The organism is Proteus sp. LHD240705 (genome assembly GCF_047921555.1).
In the GTDB taxonomy this organism is placed as follows: domain Bacteria; phylum Pseudomonadota; class Gammaproteobacteria; order Enterobacterales; family Enterobacteriaceae; genus Proteus.
Genome location: NZ_JBLRMI010000007.1, coordinates 92,863 through 110,686, shown reverse-complemented (window position 1 = coordinate 110,686; position 17,824 = coordinate 92,863). Strand labels below are relative to the sequence as shown.

General features: G+C 38.1%; 17 protein-coding genes. 5 read left to right on the top strand and 12 right to left on the bottom strand.

From position 1 onward, the window contains the following. Nucleotides 1-119: 119 nt before the first annotated feature. Both rpmA and rplU read right to left on the bottom strand, forming a co-directional pair. Entirely contained in the window at nt 120-377 is a 258-nt protein-coding gene (rpmA, locus tag ACNART_RS13780; RefSeq protein ID WP_006535706.1) for a 50S ribosomal protein L27, read from the bottom strand. A gap of 19 nt (nt 378-396) precedes the next feature. Then, nucleotides 397-705: a 50S ribosomal protein L21 gene (gene rplU / locus ACNART_RS13775; protein ID WP_006535707.1), complete on the bottom strand. Its 309-nt coding sequence runs from the start codon at nt 703-705 to the stop codon at nt 397-399. Between the two features lie 263 nt (nt 706-968). Here rplU and ispB point away from each other — a divergent pair, with 263 nt between their 5' ends. Continuing rightward, complete coding sequence (gene ispB, locus ACNART_RS13770; RefSeq protein ID WP_196571106.1) at nt 969-1,940, top strand: octaprenyl diphosphate synthase; 972 nt, start codon at nt 969-971, stop codon at nt 1,938-1,940. Nucleotides 1,941-1,989: 49 nt separating this feature from the next. Here the strand turns inward: ispB and ACNART_RS13765 are convergent, their stop codons facing one another. Next, nucleotides 1,990-2,406 carry a DNA-binding protein gene (locus ACNART_RS13765; RefSeq protein WP_023583583.1) on the bottom strand — a complete coding sequence of 139 codons (417 nt, stop codon included), beginning with the start codon at nt 2,404-2,406 and terminating at the stop codon, nt 1,990-1,992. 82 nt (nt 2,407-2,488) lie between these two features. Beyond that, nucleotides 2,489-2,839, bottom strand: a complete 351-nt coding sequence (locus ACNART_RS13760; protein ID WP_109372684.1) for a DNA-binding protein — start codon at nt 2,837-2,839, stop codon at nt 2,489-2,491. Nucleotides 2,840-3,025: 186 nt separating this feature from the next. On the opposite strand from ACNART_RS13760, the gene ACNART_RS13755 reads away from it, so the two are divergent. Beyond that, entirely contained in the window at nt 3,026-3,292 is a 267-nt protein-coding gene (locus tag ACNART_RS13755) for a helix-turn-helix domain-containing protein (protein WP_198620218.1), read from the top strand. 102 nt (nt 3,293-3,394) lie between these two features. Here the strand turns inward: ACNART_RS13755 and mdh are convergent, their stop codons facing one another. Continuing rightward, complete coding sequence (gene mdh / locus ACNART_RS13750; protein ID WP_196533556.1) at nt 3,395-4,333, bottom strand: malate dehydrogenase; 939 nt, start codon at nt 4,331-4,333, stop codon at nt 3,395-3,397. A gap of 447 nt (nt 4,334-4,780) precedes the next feature. On the opposite strand from mdh, the gene argR reads away from it, so the two are divergent. Next, on the top strand, nt 4,781-5,251 hold the full coding sequence (gene argR / locus ACNART_RS13745) for a transcriptional regulator ArgR (protein WP_006535714.1): 471 nt from the start codon (nt 4,781-4,783) through the stop codon (nt 5,249-5,251). 58 nt (nt 5,252-5,309) lie between these two features. Here argR and mpl read toward each other — a convergent pair whose 3' ends face one another. Continuing rightward, on the bottom strand, nt 5,310-6,689 hold the full coding sequence (gene mpl / locus ACNART_RS13740) for a UDP-N-acetylmuramate:L-alanyl-gamma-D-glutamyl-meso-diaminopimelate ligase (protein WP_109372688.1): 1,380 nt from the start codon (nt 6,687-6,689) through the stop codon (nt 5,310-5,312). A gap of 164 nt (nt 6,690-6,853) precedes the next feature. Here mpl and fbp point away from each other — a divergent pair, with 164 nt between their 5' ends. Then, nucleotides 6,854-7,861 (top strand): class 1 fructose-bisphosphatase, encoded by a 1,008-nt coding sequence (gene fbp, locus ACNART_RS13735; RefSeq protein ID WP_198632457.1) that lies wholly within the window; start codon nt 6,854-6,856, stop codon nt 7,859-7,861. Nucleotides 7,862-8,060: 199 nt separating this feature from the next. Continuing rightward, nucleotides 8,061-8,588 carry an inorganic diphosphatase gene (gene ppa, locus ACNART_RS13730; RefSeq protein ID WP_072069581.1) on the top strand — a complete coding sequence of 176 codons (528 nt, stop codon included), beginning with the start codon at nt 8,061-8,063 and terminating at the stop codon, nt 8,586-8,588. A gap of 63 nt (nt 8,589-8,651) precedes the next feature. Here ppa and ACNART_RS13725 read toward each other — a convergent pair whose 3' ends face one another. The 6 genes from ACNART_RS13725 to tamA form a co-directional block, all read right to left on the bottom strand. Continuing rightward, on the bottom strand, nt 8,652-9,854 hold the full coding sequence (locus ACNART_RS13725) for an MFS transporter (protein WP_198620219.1): 1,203 nt from the start codon (nt 9,852-9,854) through the stop codon (nt 8,652-8,654). 8 nt (nt 9,855-9,862) lie between these two features. Next, nucleotides 9,863-11,155: a dTDP-4-dehydrorhamnose 3,5-epimerase family protein gene (locus tag ACNART_RS13720; RefSeq protein ID WP_198632456.1), complete on the bottom strand. Its 1,293-nt coding sequence runs from the start codon at nt 11,153-11,155 to the stop codon at nt 9,863-9,865. A 49-nt stretch (nt 11,156-11,204) separates the two neighbouring features. Next, a complete protein-coding gene (locus ACNART_RS13715) occupies nt 11,205-11,474 on the bottom strand; it encodes an XRE family transcriptional regulator (RefSeq protein WP_198620221.1) in 270 nt (89 codons plus the stop codon). Nucleotides 11,475-11,811: 337 nt separating this feature from the next. Then, nucleotides 11,812-12,159, bottom strand: coding sequence for a gamma-glutamylcyclotransferase family protein (locus ACNART_RS13710; protein WP_109372692.1), 348 nt, complete (start codon nt 12,157-12,159; stop codon nt 11,812-11,814). A gap of 5 nt (nt 12,160-12,164) precedes the next feature. Continuing rightward, on the bottom strand, nt 12,165-15,989 hold the full coding sequence (gene tamB / locus ACNART_RS13705) for an autotransporter assembly complex protein TamB (RefSeq protein ID WP_198632455.1): 3,825 nt from the start codon (nt 15,987-15,989) through the stop codon (nt 12,165-12,167). Then, nucleotides 15,986-17,728: an autotransporter assembly complex protein TamA gene (gene tamA / locus ACNART_RS13700; RefSeq protein ID WP_198620223.1), complete on the bottom strand. Its 1,743-nt coding sequence runs from the start codon at nt 17,726-17,728 to the stop codon at nt 15,986-15,988. Before tamA ends, tamB begins: the two co-directional genes overlap by 4 nt. Nucleotides 17,729-17,824: the final 96 nt, after the last annotated feature.

Genomic DNA, 17,824 nt, shown 5'->3' with positions numbered 1-17,824 from the left:
GTATAGTAGCCATTAACGTGCTGGATGGCCGAAATTACCCAGAGATGGCCTTTTTTAAATATAAAAAGCCCCGCAACAGATTTGCAGGGCTTTTGACTCGGTGCTTAAAGGACCAGTAATTATTCAGCTTCGATGCTGATAAATTTACGGTTGTTTGGACCTTTAACTTCGAACTTAATTTTTCCGTCAGCTAATGCAAACAGGGTGTGGTCACGACCACAACCAACGTTAGTACCTGCATGGAACTTAGTACCACGTTGACGAACGATGATGCTACCTGCTAATACAGCTTCACCACCGAAACGTTTAACACCCAGACGTTTTGCTTCGGAATCACGACCGTTACGAGTCGAGCCGCCAGCCTTTTTATGTGCCATTGAACTACTCTCCTAAACCTTAAGCGATACCAGTGATTTTAACATCAGTAAACCACTGACGGTGGCCCTGTTGTTTACGGCTGTGTTTACGACGACGGAACTTAACAATCTTAACTTTATCGCCGCGACCGTGAGCAACCACTTCCGCTTTAACTTTAACGCCCGCAAGGATTGGAGCGCCAATTTGAATGTCATCGCCATTAGCGACCATCATTACAGTATCAAACTCGATTGTTTCGCCAGTAGCTACTTCCAGCTTCTCTAAACGAATAGTTTGACCTTCGCTGACTCGGTGTTGTTTACCACCACTTTGGAAAACCGCGTACATATAAACTCCGCTTTCCGCACACTCCCAATATGTATAATTTGAGTGCACAATTAAAATATTCACATAGGGCGCGAATTCTACGCAAATTTAGTGCCGATGACAAGTACAGATCGCAAACTAGCGTTAAAAAAAAGAGTTTTTTACACGATATTTATTTCAGCCATTTTTAAAGTACAATCTAAATTATAAGAGAGTAAAATCTATGGCATGATCATTTTTTATTAATAATAACGCGCTCATTGGCGAGCCAAAGTCGAAAAAACATGAATTTAGAATCTATTATAAAACTAACATCCGCTGATATGACTGCGGTAAATGAGGCAATCCTTTACCAGCTTAATTCAGATGTTTCTTTGATAAACCAACTTGGTTACTACATCATTAGTGGTGGTGGTAAAAGGATCCGACCAATGATCGCAGTGCTCACTGGACGAGCATTGGACTATCAAGGTGACAAACATATCTCGGTCGCAGCGCTTATCGAATTTATTCATACTGCAACGTTGTTACATGATGATGTTGTTGATGAATCTGATATGCGCAGAGGAAAACAAACGGCAAATGCCGTCTTTGGAAATGCTGCCAGTGTACTTGTTGGCGACTTTATTTATACACGATCCTTTCAGATGATGACGGATCTTGATTCGATGCGTGTATTAAAATTAATGTCTAACGCCACCAATGTGATCGCTGAAGGTGAAGTTTTACAATTAATGAATTGTAACGATCCCGACATTTCTGAAGATGACTATATGCAAGTTATCTACAGCAAAACAGCTCGTCTCTTTGAAGCTGCTTCTCATGCATCAGCGATCCTTTCAGGTGCGACACCTGAGCAAGAAAAAGCATTCCAAGATTATGGTCGTTATCTTGGGACTGCTTTCCAGCTCATTGACGATTTACTTGATTATGATGCAGATAACAACCAGTTGGGTAAAAACACTGGTGATGATCTTGATGAAGGTAAACCAACGTTGCCATTACTTCATGCTATGCATAACGGCAATGAAGAAGAATCCCAATTAATTCGCCAAGCCATTGAACAAGGTAATGGCCGCCATTTATTGGATACTGTTTTAAATACTATGAAACAGTGTGGCTCTTTGGAATATACCCGCCAAAAAGCAGAAGAAGAAGCAGACAAAGCGATTGAAGCTTTATCAATTATACCTGACTCACCGTATAAAGATGCGCTTATTGGGCTTGCTCACGTCGCTGTACAACGTCAATCATAACTTTGATATATAATCCCTATTAGTTATGTAAAGAAGCCCGCTAGAGCAACTACGTCGACTCTGGTGGGCTTTTTAATTTATTGAGAACTTCTTCGTTTTCTCGTTCAATAGCATCTTGATTATCTGCATCAATATAACTAATGAGCTTTGCTAATCCTTCACGGAGCACAAATTTTACAATTTTCTCTCGTTCTGATTTAGTCAGTTGATAATAGGCTTCAACCCAAATCAAAAAGGCATCCTGACGTTTCGATAAATACTCAGCCGGAGGTTCATGTGCAGCGAGCACACTGATCACCTCATCAGGCAGACTTTTTACAGAATACTCAACAGCTTTTCCCTGCACGCCACGTTTACGACGGTTTTCCCATCCTTCACGACGCGCCATCAAGTTAACTCCCTGCGGTGAGTTAGGTAACCCCGCAAGCCCCACTAATTCTTTCGCTGTATACCATTCTTTTTTCATGATCTCATCTCACATTCAACTAAGAGGTTAGTCAGATAGATATCTGTTGCGGATAACGCAATAATAGATTCTTTAAAATCGCTTAATCATTGACGACTTTTTCTAAAAAACTTCTAATACCATCCCGCAATATCAGCTCTGTTAAGGTTTTTTGTTCACCATCATTTAGTTGTTGGAATGCTTTCACCCAGATAACGAGTGGCTCCTCTTTTTTATTTAATTTGTAATGTGCTAATGGCTCATAAAGTTCTAGAGCAATTAAAGTTTCTTCTGGTAAACAAGAATAATGATATTCAACACCATTACCTTGCTTATTTTTTACATTCTGTTTTTGCCAAGATTCGCGTCTTGCTTTTGAATTTATACCTTGTGGTGATTTAGGTAATCCACCTATACCCGTCAATTCCTTTGCCGTATACCACTCTTTTTTCATTATGTTTCTCTAAAATTGTTATCAACTTCAAAAAAGAAATTATTAAGAAAAAAATCAGAAATCTTTTTAGAAAAATAATGTTATTTTATTTTCTAAATAATCAGTTTAAATGCTTTAGGACATTTCTAATAAACTGTTATTTATACCACTAACACAGCAATTAATTTTATAGAAAAAGGATTAAAAATGATTTCAAGGAAATCTGATTGGCATCCTGCCGATATTATTGCCGCACTTAGAAAACGAGGAACAACACTTGCTGCCATCTCTCGCCAAGCAGGGTTAAGCTCTTCAACACTCGCTAATGCGCTATCACGCCCTTGGCCTAAAGGAGAAAAAATCATTGCTGATTATCTTGGTATCTCCCCCTCTGAAATTTGGCCTAGCCGTTATTTTCACCCTGAAACAGGAGAATTACTTGAGCGAAAGATTCGTACCAAAACTAATAATTAACTAATAATTACAGACATTATAATTAATAAAAAAAACCGCTGATATAGTATCAGCGGTTTTTATTTAAATTTGCATTATTTTTATAGCAAAAAAAGTATTTCTTTATTTATTAATAAATTCTTCACCAAGAATTATATCTTTTTTCAATACATCTAACATGCCATTAAGAGATTGCTTTTCAAAATCACTTAATTTACCAATAGATAAATATTCCTCTACACCGTTTTTACCTAAAAGAATAGGTTGTGCAAAGAAACGGGCATATTCTCCGTCACCTTCTGTATAGGTACATTCAATAACATTTTTCTCGCCATTTAGAGCGCGAATTAATGAAAGACCAAAACGAGCCGCTGCTTGGCCCATTGATAATGTAGCTGATCCGCCACCGGCTTTTGCTTCTACTACCTCAGTACCTGCATTTTGAATGCGTTTAGTCAGTGCAGCAATTTCATCATCAGTAAATGAAACGCCATCAACTTGAGATAATAGAGGAAGGATAGTCACACCAGAGTGTCCACCGATTACAGGAACATTGGTTTTTTGTGGATCTTTACCTTTTAGTTCAGCGACAAAGGTATTGGCGCGAATAATGTCGAGTGTAGTAATTCCGAAGAGACGTTTTTTATCATAAACGCCTGCTTTTTTGAGTACTTCAGCGGCAATAGCAACCGTTGTATTCACTGGATTAGTAATGATACCGATAAGTGCTTTAGGGCAGTTTTGTGCAACCTTTTCAATTAAGTTACGCACAATACCCGCGTTAACATTGAAAAGATCTGAACGATCCATGCCTGGCTTACGGGCAACACCCGCAGAAATCAGAACAACATCAGCGCCTTTTAGTGCAGGAGAAGGATCTTCACCCGCAAAACCTTTTACAGTAACTTGAGTCGGGATATGGCTTAAGTCAGCTGCGACACCCGGCGTGACGGGAGCGATATCATATAAAGAGAGTTCACTACCAGCAGGAAGCTGGTTTTTAAGAAGAAGTGCCAGTGCTTGACCAATACCACCTGCTGCACCGAGAACTGCTACTTTCATTCTGATACTCCTTAGTTTACAAGATAGTGGAACGCCTTAGAGATATTCACTATTACGCAATTCACCTTGTAAAAAACAATTATTTAACAGCAATATTGCATAATAAGGCATTTACAGTGAAAAATAATACTTTGGTTATTCTAAACAAATTGCTTATCTGTTAATGAGATAGTGGACACTCTTTTGATAAATAATTTCAATAAACATGACAAAGTGTTAAGTACACCATCATCCTTATGATAATCATTTAACCTTATCATTTATTTAACAAATATTTTACCTTCCTTAAATTATCACATTCACGCGCCGTAAATAAATTTTTTTTGCAGTACATTCTACTTTACAATTTTGAGGAGGCTATCACGCGCCTTTCTTCGTCTTTTGTTGCATAAAAATTCACTTCTCTGCATAATACACAGGTTATTGATAACTCACTAAAGGTGAACTATGCGCGTTCCTTCTAAGCAAGAAGACTTGGTTAAAGCGTTTAAAGCCCTGCTGAAAGAAGAAAAATTCAGTTCACAAGGCGAGATTGTGACTGCATTACAAGAGGCTGGATTTGATAATATTAATCAGTCCAAAATCTCTCGTATGCTAACAAAATTTGGTGCAGTAAGAACCCGTAACGCCAAAATGGAAATGGTTTATTGTCTTCCTACTGAGCTTGGCGTACCAACAGCAAGCAGCCCACTAAAAAATCTGGTACTCGATATCGATCATAACCATTCTGTTGTGGTGATAAGAACAAGTCCGGGTGCGGCACAACTTATTGCACGTTTATTAGATTCATTAGGCAAAGCAGAAGGGATCCTTGGCAGTATTGCGGGTGATGACACCATTTTTTCAACACCGGCACCAGGATTTTCCACAGAAGAATTACGAGACGCTATTCTGAATCTTTTTGATCAGGAATTATAATTAGCCTTTCTACAGCTTCAAAAAATAAGCCACTGAATTTTCAGTGGCTTATTTATTTTTAATACTGGCTATCAAGATCTTTAGGCTGTGCTAATTTTGCGAGCAGTTTTTCGTGAATACCACCAAAACCGCCATTACTCATAATCAAAATATGATCGCCCGCTTGAGCTTCTTTCGCAATCATATCGACTAATGTATCAAGATCCGTACTCCAACGAGCAGGTTGTACACAATGCTCTGCAATGTCACTCACTAACCACTGAATATTAGGTGGCTGGAATAAAAAGACTTCATCAGCACGACCTAATGCAGGTGCGATATCATCCTTGCTAATTCCCATTTTCATGGTATTTGAACGAGGCTCTAACACCGCAATAATACGAGCAGTTCCACCGACTTTACTGCGTAACGCTTCAAGCGTTGCCAAAATCGCTGTGGGATGATGTGCAAAGTCATCATAAACACTTATTTGGTTAACCTCACCACGTAGCTCTAAGCGACGACGCGCATTAATAAACTTATCTAACGCTTCACAAGCATCAGCAGGTAAAACACCAACATGATGCGCTGCAACAATCGCCATTAAGCCATTTTGCATGTTGTGTTCACCAGAAAGTCCCCAACACACTTCACCAACTCGCTCACCTTTGTGAAATACCTCAAAATGACTACTGTCATTACTGAGTTTTTTAGCTTGCCAATCTCCTGTTTCACCTGTGAATTCTTGTTCACTCCAGCATCCCATACCAATGGTCTGTTTTAAATTCATATCGCTATCAGGCATGATGATTTTTCCTGTGCCTGGGACGATACGAACTAAATGATGGAATTGTTTTTGAATTGCCGCTAAATCATCAAAAATATCGGCGTGATCGAACTCAAGATTATTTAAAATCAGTGTGCGTGGAGAATAATGAACAAATTTAGAGCGTTTATCAAAGAAAGCACTATCATATTCATCAGCTTCAATCACAAAGAAAGGGCTTTCGCCTAACTGTGCAGATACTTGGAAATTACCCGGTACACCACCAATTAAAAAACCAGGTTTATAACCACAGTCTTCTAAAACCCAAGCCAGCATACCTGCTGTTGTGGTTTTACCGTGGGTTCCAGCAACGGCTAACACCCAACGTTCAGGTAAAATATAATCATGTAACCACTGAGGGCCTGAGGTATAAGGTAAACCTTTTTCAAGTACAGCTTCAACACAAGGATTTCCTCGTGTCATCGCATTACCAATAATCACCATGTCAGGGGCAGGTTCTAATTGTTTTGGGTCATATCCCTCAATCAGTTCGATTCCCTGATTTTCTAATAAAGTACTCATGGGTGGATAGACATTAGCATCTGAGCCTGTGACTTTATGTCCCTTCGCTCTAGCTAAAATGGCAAGACTTCCCATAAAGGTGCCACAAATACCAAGAATATGAATGTGCATGAATTTCTGTCCAATAGCATGAAGTTGGTCACTATTCTAACGATCAAAAAGCAGATAAGAAACGGATTAACCTTTGAATCGTGCGATTCTTTGGCTAAACTTGCCACCACCAAGGAGATTTTTCTCCTTTTTTACTTTACCCACTCACATTCAGGACCTGCGTCATGAAAACATTAGGCGAATTTATCGTCGAGAAACAACAAGATTTTCCCCATGCAACTGGCGAACTTACTGCATTACTTTCGGCGATTAAGCTTGGGGCTAAAATTATCCACCGTGATATTAACAAAGCAGGGTTAGTCGATATCCTTGGTACTAACGGTGTTTCTAATGTTCAAGGTGAAGCCCAGATGAAACTGGATCTTTACGCGAATGAGAAACTAAAAGCTGCATTAAAAGCGCGTGGTGAAGTTGCGGGTATCGGATCAGAAGAAGAAGATGATATTGTTATCTTTGAAGGTGATCGTGCTGAAAATGCTAAGTATGTTGTACTAATGGATCCTTTAGACGGTTCGTCGAATATTGATGTAAACGTTTCCGTCGGAACAATTTTCTCTATTTACCACCGTATTACGCCTATTGGCCAATCTGTCACTTTAGATGACTTCTTACAACCAGGTCATCGCCAAGTAGCCGCGGGCTATGTCGTTTATGGCTCATCAACCATGTTAGTTTATACAACAGGTTGTGGTGTTCATGCCTTTACTTACGATCCATCTTTAGGTGTATTCTGTTTATCTCATGAAAGCGTACATTTCCCACCAACAGGAAACATGTACTCAATCAACGAAGGTAACTACATCAAATTCCCATTAGGTGTAAAAAAATACATTAAGTATTGCCAAGAACAAGACGCAGCAACAAATCGCCCTTATACCACACGTTATATTGGCTCTTTAGTTGCTGATTTCCACCGCAACTTACTGAAGGGCGGTATTTATATTTACCCAAGTACTGCAAGCCACCCTACTGGTAAATTACGTTTACTCTATGAATGCAATCCAATGGCGTTCTTAGCCGAACAAGCTGGCGGTAAAGCAAGTAACGGTAAAGAGCGTATTCTTGATATCGAACCAAAAAAACTTCACCAACGTATGCCTTTCTTTGTGGGGACTAAATCGATGGTTGAACAAGCTGAAAGCTTTATGGCGCAATATCCAGACGAAGAATAATCCATTCGTTTAGCACTAACATAGATAAACCGGACTTCTTATTCGTCCGGTTTTTTCATCTTTGAAAATAACTCTTTCTTTTATTTGCTGCTTATTTTTACGTCAGAACGCAACATGTTCGGCAAAAAACGGGTATTGTTAAAAACTTTTCGCTATACTAAAGCCCACGTAAAATTAATTTTTTTATAGGAAATTTTTTATGAGCCTGAATCATGTTCCTGCTGGTAAAGAACTACCAGAAGATATCTATGTTGTTATTGAAATCCCAGCAAATGCTGATCCTATCAAATACGAAGTTGATAAAGAAAGTGGCGCACTGTTCGTTGACCGTTTTATGTCAACTGCAATGTTCTACCCATGCAACTACGGTTACATCAACAACACGTTATCTTTAGATGGTGACCCAGTAGACGTTCTGGTTCCAACTCCATATCCATTACAACCAGGTTCAGTTATTCGTTGCCGCCCTGTTGGCGTACTGAAAATGACTGACGAATCAGGTGAAGATGCGAAACTGGTTGCAGTTCCACACACTAAACTGAGCAAAGAATACGATCACATTAAAGATGTGACTGATCTGCCAGAGCTTTTAAAAGCACAGATCAAACATTTCTTTGAACACTACAAAGATTTAGAAGCAGGCAAATGGGTTAAAGTTGACGGTTGGGAAGGCGTAGAAGCAGCTAAAGCTGAAATTCTGTCTTCTTTCGAACGCGCTAAAAAATAATTCTGACCCACTCAGAATAACTAAGTGAATTATGACTTAATAATTTACTAATAAATAAGCTCTTCATTTTATTGAAGGGCTTTTTTTATGATAACGACGTCTCTTTTTTAAGCGTATTACAAGCAATCCACCACTTATCAATGTTATTCCTATAGAAATAATCATCAGTGTGTAAATAACGGTGACCTCCCCCATAGAGAAAAACAAAAGCCCACCAACAATGGGTAATATCATCTGATTTAATAAAATAACCAATGATGAAACGCTAGCGAGCTGATTTATGGGAATAATTTCTATTCTTAATATTCTCAGTATATTACCTGAAAAGACTTTTCCAATAATTGAAACCGCATAGCAAATAATAAATATAATTATTGAGCTTTGAAAAAACACAAGCAAAGAGGAGCTTATAGTAATAATGGCAATTGATATAATCGTTAACAACACTCTACTTATGTACTGATTTAAACAGCCATATAAATATGTTCCAAATACACCGAAGATCCCCGCAGCAATATCAATAAAACCATAGTATTTAATCGGTAAATTCATAACCTGATCAATTAACGCCGTTCCACTTGATTCAATTAAACCATCAAACATATTATTACCAATAGCAATAAAAACAGAAAATATCAGTATGGGTGAGGAAAAAATATAAATAAATTTTTTAGTAAAAAAGATTTTCTCTTCCGAGTTATTTATATTTTCAGTGTTAATCTCTTTTCTTGCATAAAAGAATAAAAAGAAGATAGCATTAATAAAATAGAATAGACACGGTATAACAAGTAAATACTTGTAGCCAAAATCAATAAGAACAATCCCCAATAATGGTCCAATGACCATACCTAAGAAATCCATTCTAGACATTAGATTAATATGATGCTCTTTATGATGACTTATCAACGCAATAATTTTTTCATAAGAAATCAATGTTTGTGAATTTCCAATAGAAATTAAACTACCAATCAAACCAAAACTTATCGCTATCATCAAATCAGATGTAAAATGAGTAATTAATAAAAATAAACACCCTACTATTTTACAACTATCAGAAATAACAGCGATAGGACGAATACCTAGACCATCAATATACTTACCAATAAGTGGTATTAAAAAAAGTCGAGGTAACCACCATAATGCGTATGTTAATCCTGAATATTCAATACTTGTTGTTAACTGATAAACAATAACGGGGGTAAGAAATACCATTAATCCATCAGCTGTTAAAACAAAAAAAAGCATATAAAAAAAGATAATACGCATAATAATAACTAAACCTTTTCTTTAATTAAGACTTTAATCGGTTTATTATTCTTGTCATATATAATAATTGACTTTGGTGTATGATGAGTAGGTTTCTGTTTAATTATCTCTTTTTGTTTAGAGACAATAAATTGATAATAACCTAAGTCAGCCTCTGTTTTATTAGTGCAATATGCTTGATAATTTTTATTAGCGATTTCCCAGTCGATAACATCATGCCCTGGAATATACTCTTTTTCTTCATCTAAATAGATAACAGGCCGATTAACTGTAATAATATTAGCCATATTAAACAATGCATGAGCTACCCCACAGGGGATCACTAATTCCATATTAGGTAAAGGCTTGAACGTTATTTCATCTTCACAAAATAGAGTGGCGGAGCCTTCTCGCATGTCGACAAGTTTTAATGTTATCTCACTAGAAGCATCCCCTAAAAAAGTTAAATGGTCTTCTTGCCCTAGGTGTAAGCCATAAGAGTCAAAGTTGTAATCTTCATTACCATGTTCAACAAGATACATAGGCGATTTTCGTGTTAACGGAACGATGCCACTCTCTTTGCCTGTTTGCATGGTAGGTATGTCACGAAACGCCACACCTAAAATTTTTGATATAGGTAATTGCCGTTTCTGGTTTTCTGTTATTTTTTCTCTGAATCTTAAATTAACTTCATCGCCATCATCTAAACGAATTTTTCGTGTTTCTGAATGTAAAAAAGCATGTTGGCTTAAGATCTCATGTTGTATATCTGCTATTCGATGGTAGACCAGATCAGAGGCTTCCTCTGTCATAGGTTCATAACCATCAATATCATTAATATCAATATCTTCAGGAAGATTAATAACGTCATTATTTGGTGACCACATCAGTGCTTTACTCGCTAATTTATCTATCGGAGGTAAAAGTAAAGTGTAACTATTTAAAGTAAATATATTTTCTAAGTGATGAAAAGTATGAGCAACACCAGGAGGAATAATCAACGTTCTTGCCGATGAGGGCGTAATATAAAAGCTTAATCTTGATTTGAAAGTTGGTGAATTTTTACGACAATCGATAAACTTAGCGAGTATTTTTTTATTTTTATCACCTAAAAAAGTTAATGTATCTTGTTGCCCTAGATGAATACCATATTGCCCATATTTAAATTCATTTTCACCATGATAAATAATATTAATCGGATAGGTCGTCGCGAAAGGAATAACATAAGAATCTTTTTTTCCATTATTAACTCGCCACCGAGAGATCCAATGTAATCCTACTATATTAATATTTTTATTTAACTCAATAATATCCTTATTCATTATTTTCTCCTTGAGTTAATAAAGCAGCCAGAAGGCTGCTTTATTTTAATTAAACACTGACTATTTCGATGTCATAACCTAATAAATTTGCGCTTTCTAGAAGTGAATCTAGATTAGATGTATTCAATTTTGAATATTTATCATCAGCGGGTGCATTTTTAATGCCAGCAAGATAAGCTAATTTATCAAATGCATCTTTTGCAGTTACTTTTGTTTGTAAAATCATATCAGTAAAGTGATGATTTTCTATATTTTGATTTTGCTTTACTTCTTTGGGAGGGGTTTTATAAAGGCGAGAAATCTCATTTAATTCATCCATAAAAGTACCTTATTAAAATTTATTTAATTATTCGCATACAATAAAATATTTTTCATTCTTTTACCCAAAAACTCAATTACTGTTTTAACATTAAGTTAATTTTATTGTCAATTAGCCACACCATTAATAAAATTCATATCTATATAGATAAATAAAAAAGTATTTATTTTAATTTCAATTTTTGAAAACAATTATTACTAATATTTTTTATAAACTTAATATAATTAAAAATATTATTGAATTAAAAAAATACTGACTATTCCATCAATAAAAACGGCTCGATATCACTATCGAGCCGTTTTCAGACATCTTTTCAGTAAAAGGTGAATCTGACCAATTACTCTTCTTCGTGACGTTTTAACCAGTCACCGCTTTTTATTTCACGTAAACCATCAACAGGCTTTTGATAAAGGTAGATCCAAGCACTGCCATAAGGCGTTGAAATCAGTTGGCGCTTGTAATCTTGATCGTTCTTTTTCAATTCATCAAGCTCTGTCAAAATAGAAGGCGTTATCCGATAAACTTCGCACTCTATTTCGCCATCACCTTCAACCACAGCAGGATAAAACCCTAAATCATAAAGTTTATACCCCACTAATTTATGCTCGCCTAATAGCTGCGCATAGGTCATCCAGTGATGGTTACCTTGGTTCTGACGTAAACTACCATAAACAATAATTCGCATATAATTTAAAACTCAAATTGATAAAGCAGATCTATTGCCTGATTCATACCAGACACTGCTTGTAAATACAACCTGGGCATCAAGCGATAACGTAAAGTTAACGTCGCTAGCGAATCAAATATACCCACTCCATATTTTACTTGTAGATCATTGGTTATCTTGCCACTGACCACAACTTGTGAGCTATCACCCACACCTTGCGTATCCAATGCTAAATCTGAAACACCGAAGGTTTCACCAATGCGCCCTACAAGCTGACCACTTTGACCAACACCTAATCCTATCAGCATTGCCGTCATTTGTGATGAGTCTGCATCACCACTTTTATCTAACCCTTCCCCTCTTAGCAAGTAAGATAACGCTTCTTGCTGGGTAAATGCAGGTTCAGAGAAAATTTCAACTTTAGGTTTATCTGCAAGCCCTGTCACTCGTACACCCGCAATAACATTATTTGCTGTGTTTTCAGGATTACGGATCGCTTCAATATTTAAGTAAGGCTGATCAACAGGCCCAGAGAACAAGATTTGTCCTTTACGCACTTGTAAGTCTTGTCCATAGGCTTTGAATTCCCCTTTAGGAATATCAATTTGACCATTTAAACCAAGCCCTTGTTTATTCTGATTGACTTTCAGCATACCCGTCAATCTTGCTTTAAGCCCAAATGCGTCCAGTGTCACATCATTGCCAATATTAATCGCTAAATTACTTTGAATTGGAATGGATGTCTCTTTTGGCGCAATAGGTTGCAAGTTTTTATCCAGCATCACTTCATCAGAAGACGCTGATACCGCAGATTCTGGTAAATCTTGCACCACAATACGCGCCCAAGGAATATCAATGCGACCGTCTAATTTCAGTAAATGCGGGCTTGCTTCAAACACCAAATCAGGATTGACATCGATACGCACCATTGGCGGTAGTGCCACTCGTAACTTATTACCATTTGCAGCCACAACAGCGCGCCATTCATCTAATTTACGCCAATCTGCATTACCCGTAAGATTTAAATAACCTTCTGGTGTTTCGATTCTGCCACTTAAGTCAGAGGTTGCACCATTAAAGCTAATATCAACATTTCCTTTGGTGATATCAAATGGGATCCAATGTCCAACCACTTTTAATTGATTAATACCGAATTGACCAAATAGCAGTGGTGATTGCGCACTTCCTCCTAAACGTAATTGAGCACCCACGCTTCCTTGAGCTATTTCACCTTTCCCTAAGAACGGTTTGATTAAATCTAATGTCAGATTATCAATATCAACCGTACCAGACAGTTGGCGTTTTTTCTCAAGATCAGCAACATGCACATTACCTTTGAAGTCACCATTGCCCGCGATACTAATCAGCCATTGCAATGTGGCTTTGCCATTATTTACGCCAGCATTTAAAGTAATTGTATCAAAATCAATTGGTAAAACAGTTCCATCAATATTCTGTTTTACGCCAACACCTTGCCCTTTAAGGTTTACAGATGCTTTCGGTAATCCGCCTTTTGAATTCCACGTTGCAGTTGCATCACCCGTAAATACACCACTAACAGACGTTTCAGGCGGTAAGAAAGGTTTGATCATCGCTAAATCAAAACGCGTTAGCGTGATAGCTGCACTGCCACTTTCACCAACCGTTATCGCTTTTGGCACACAAACTTGTGCATTTGGATTTATCCAACAATGAGAGCCAATGGTAACTTCTTGCTTCTCAGCCAATAAATTCAATGCAATAGCTTTATTTAAACGCCACTCCCCTACAGGAGTATCAAATGCTGTATTATTTAGCGTTCCTTTCCATTGCTGTTTTTCTTTATCAAATGAACCCGCTAATGTCAGTCCACCAGAAACAGGCTCACCCTCCATTTTTAACGTCAGTTTATGCTGTTTTTCTGTACCAGCAGCATCCAGCGTTAAATTGCGAATAATTAAATCGGCTTGTTTTAACTGACGAGCAGTAATCGCTAGCTTGCCGCCAATTTCTTTGTCCGATTGAACATCACCTTTAATAGTGATGGATTCAACACTAACTTGATCTTGCCATTTAATACCATGAGCATTGATATCAGCGATAATCTTAGGTGTATTAATATCACCTCGAATATTCACTTTGCCCTTAATCACACCTGCTAATCCTGGTACTAAACCATTTAAACCAGGTGCATTGATATTGGCATCTAATGCCCACTTGTCGCCTAAATGTCCTTCAATATCGAGATTATTTTTACCTAGAATGAGCTTTAGTTGCGGGATATTCCATTGACCAGAATCGTTGCCATACGCGTTCCCTCTCGCCTTAATCAAATTATTTTTGAAATTACCATCTAAGGTGATTTCAGGAACACGTAATTGCCAACTGCCACCATATAAACTGCCCGTTGTAGCAATGCGCCCATCTAATTTCGCGGGCATATCTGGGTATTGTTTAACGGTATTAATACCTGAAATGGTTAATAACGCATTCCAGCTAATTGCTTTACTCCAATCGGCAATCCCCGTGATATCAGCATGACCTTGTAATGCAGCTAAACGCAGACGTGTTAATTCAATTTTTTCTTCATTACCTTTTGCATCCAGCATTAATTTCGCAGGTGGGATCTCTTGACCTTCAATATCTGAGCGTAATGAAAGATCGTAGTTATCTGTCTGACCATTTAAACGCAACCGAGTATCATTGAGTTGATACTGCACATCCCCCGTTAACGGCCAGCGGACTTTTTGACTCTCTAAGGTTAATTTTAATGGAAGGTGTGGTTTTGCCAGTTCAGCTTGAGCGTCTAAAGTTGCTGTAACCGTTCCTGTTAAAGAGAGTGCTAATTTAAGCTCTTCAAGTAATGCGCCTTGCAAAGAAAGCGTCGCTTTTTGATCTTTAAAATCTTCAAGCCCTGCAACATCACGAATAGTCGCATTCACATCTAAATTAACAGGCCATTGTTTATCTAAGGTAATTCCCCCATTTAAACTAACTTCACCTTCTGGTGCATCAACAGTTAATTTAGTGAAATTAACTTGCTTACCTTTCGTATTGGCTTCAAAAGATAATTGGTTAATCGTAACAGGTGTATCCCCTGTTATTTGTAACTGCTTACCTTCAATACCTTCAACATTCACATCAACAGGAATAATAATTTCGGGTAAATCAGCTAACAGAGGTTTAGCAAAAATCGCTTTAATCGTGTCGGCTAATGCCTGTTCTTTTTCTTCTGGTGTTGTGGGTTCAGCTTGAGGTTTTGCCGTAGCAACTTCTTTTACATCTTGAGCCGTTGCTTCAACACTTCCTTCTTCTGGTGTCTTTGGTAATGCCACCAGCAAATCATTAATGAGTGTTGGATTTAATGTAACTTGACGACCTTCCCACTGTGCGCCTGTTTTAAACTCACCAAGTGAGATCGCCATATCGTCAATCTTCACATGCGTATTTTCTAATGAAAGTGAATTTAAATAGATAGGTAATGGTGCATTAAGCTCAGTTAAAGGCTCTGAAGGTGGCGTTTCTTCAGAAGGAGGGAAAGCACTAGTATCAATATTAACAACAACATCTCGCGTGCCTAATGTATCGACACAAACTTGTTTATCAGTCAGGCACGCTAAACGTAATCCTAATGATAATTCACCCACATTAACGTCAACGCCAGGCATTTGATATTCAACACCGGTTAAACGTAGATCTTGCCAGCCTCCGTTAACCTCTTTAATGGCTAAACCGGGAACCCAACGCGCTGCGCTGTTAATGGCAAAATGTAAGCCTGACTGTGTGCCTAAAACCCAAGCTACAGCACCGAAAGTAAGCAAAATAAGGATAAGGAGGGTAAGTGCAATCCATTTCAACCACTTCTTCATAACTCTGCTCCTAACCCGATATAAAACTGGAGTCTACGTTTATCTACATCACTAACAGGTAATGCTAAATCAAATTTAATGGGACCAACAGGTGATGCCCAACGAACACCCGCACCCGCACCTGTTTTAAAATCACTTCGAGTAAAATCATTGACTGCTTCACCGCTATCAATAAAGACTGCACCCCACCAGTTTCCTGTCACGTTATATTGGTATTCGGCTGAACCAACTAACATTCTTGAGGCACCCGTTAAGTTACCTTTGCTATCTTCAGGTGAAATGCTTTGGTATTTAAAACCACGAACACTTCTATCACCACCCGCAAAGAAACGAAGTTCAGGTGGCACTTGCCCAAAAGCATTGGTTTCAATCCAACCAAAATTGCCTCTGACAACAAAACGATGTCCTTCCCAAGGCGTGCGTATCCACACTTGTTGAGCATTGAAAGCTAAGAACTCAACATCAGAACCCCAAATTTTATTTGAGTAATTTATAGAGTAACGTTGGCTATCTCCCCAATAAGGCATCATGCCACCACGTTGACGAACCCGACTCGCATTAACCCCTGGGTATAACAGCATGGTAGTATAAGTGTCTTGCCCTTGAGTAAAGTGGCTAAGGCTCCAGCGGGTATTTACGCTATATTGCCAACCTGTAGACATATCCCAATTTCGAGAAAGGTTCAGCGTTGTAGTATCAGAACGCGTGTCATTATAGTCTGTTCTCTTAAAACCACCGTCTACCGCATAATATTGCTCTAATGGATTAATTTTTAATGGGATTTTGTATTTTGCACCAATAGATTGTTCGGGTTGAGAAATACTAAGATCTGACGTCAGGCTATGACCACGAGAATTCATCCAAGGTTTATTCCACTGCATATTCAACCTAGGCCCTACATCAGTTGCATAACCTCCCCCTAATTCAACGTAGTTACGAGAGCGAGGAGTGACAACCGCATCCATAGGTAGCAAATAAGAATGTTCACTGCGTGCTTTTGCGATATCAGGCGTCACAAGTGCTGAGTTAAACCAACCTGTTGCCGCTAAACGTCGATTAAATTCGGCAAGCTCTTCTGAGGAGTAATATTGCCCTTCTTTAAAAGGAACAATATTTTGTAGATAGTCTTCACGGATTTGAGAGCCAGTATAATTCACCTTACCAAAACGGTAACGTTCACCGCTATTAAAGACAAAATCCCAATAAGAGGCGTGATTATCTAAAGAAACACCAAGCTGACTTTTTTCCATTTCAGCATCAAAGTAGCCACGGCGAACGGCAAGCCCTGTTAACGAACCTTTGAGTTTTTCATAATCACCATGATTTAACACGCTATCAAGTGGCGGGGTGTTCTCTTTAATGACCTTAGCATATTGCTCATCGGTTTTAGCGCCACCTTCAAGAACAATATCCACACCTTTGAGTAAAATAGGAATACCCGGCTCTACTTTTGCCGTTAATATCGAACGTGCTGGCGGTGTATTTTCTTGATAAGAGAATGTCACAGTAGGCTGATAATAGCCTAATGGGCGAAGTCCTTCTTGAATTGCCTTTTCAACACGCGCACGAAAACGCCCGTCAGGTGCAACTTCTTCTGTTGTAATGTTTGATAGCTGGACTCGCGCATTTTTTTCGAGTTGCCCTTCTAAACCTTCTACTTTTAAACGCAAATTTGCCCCATAGGCAACAGGTGCGATAAAAGACAGACAGAGAACGTAGATAACGGAGTATCTCGGCACGTTTTCTCCTCAATATGATTTAATCCATGTGATGAATTGACGACAAACTATTTTAAGCTTTATTGTAGATTTAGTTTATAACAATATTAAGCCTTT

Bases quoted from the DNA above. Each gene is read 5' to 3' on its own strand.
- rplU (WP_006535707.1), bottom strand. From the start codon at position 705: ATGTACGCGGTTTTCCAAAGTGGTGGTAAACAACACCGAGTCAGCGAA.
- fbp (WP_198632457.1), top strand. From the start codon at position 6,854: ATGAAAACATTAGGCGAATTTATCGTCGAGAAACAACAAGATTTTCCC.
- argR (WP_006535714.1), top strand. From the start codon at position 4,781: ATGCGCGTTCCTTCTAAGCAAGAAGACTTGGTTAAAGCGTTTAAAGCC.
- rpmA (WP_006535706.1), bottom strand. From the start codon at position 377: ATGGCACATAAAAAGGCTGGCGGCTCGACTCGTAACGGTCGTGATTCC.
- ACNART_RS13720 (WP_198632456.1), bottom strand. From the start codon at position 11,155: ATGAATAAGGATATTATTGAGTTAAATAAAAATATTAATATAGTAGGA.
- ACNART_RS13715 (WP_198620221.1), bottom strand. From the start codon at position 11,474: ATGGATGAATTAAATGAGATTTCTCGCCTTTATAAAACCCCTCCCAAA.
- mdh (WP_196533556.1), bottom strand. From the start codon at position 4,333: ATGAAAGTAGCAGTTCTCGGTGCAGCAGGTGGTATTGGTCAAGCACTG.
- ispB (WP_196571106.1), top strand. From the start codon at position 969: ATGAATTTAGAATCTATTATAAAACTAACATCCGCTGATATGACTGCG.
- tamB (WP_198632455.1), bottom strand. From the start codon at position 15,989: ATGAAGAAGTGGTTGAAATGGATTGCACTTACCCTCCTTATCCTTATT.
- ppa (WP_072069581.1), top strand. From the start codon at position 8,061: ATGAGCCTGAATCATGTTCCTGCTGGTAAAGAACTACCAGAAGATATC.
- ACNART_RS13755 (WP_198620218.1), top strand. From the start codon at position 3,026: ATGATTTCAAGGAAATCTGATTGGCATCCTGCCGATATTATTGCCGCA.
- ACNART_RS13725 (WP_198620219.1), bottom strand. From the start codon at position 9,854: ATGCGTATTATCTTTTTTTATATGCTTTTTTTTGTTTTAACAGCTGAT.
- mpl (WP_109372688.1), bottom strand. From the start codon at position 6,689: ATGCACATTCATATTCTTGGTATTTGTGGCACCTTTATGGGAAGTCTT.
- ACNART_RS13760 (WP_109372684.1), bottom strand. From the start codon at position 2,839: ATGAAAAAAGAGTGGTATACGGCAAAGGAATTGACGGGTATAGGTGGA.
- ACNART_RS13710 (WP_109372692.1), bottom strand. From the start codon at position 12,159: ATGCGAATTATTGTTTATGGTAGTTTACGTCAGAACCAAGGTAACCAT.
- ACNART_RS13765 (WP_023583583.1), bottom strand. From the start codon at position 2,406: ATGAAAAAAGAATGGTATACAGCGAAAGAATTAGTGGGGCTTGCGGGG.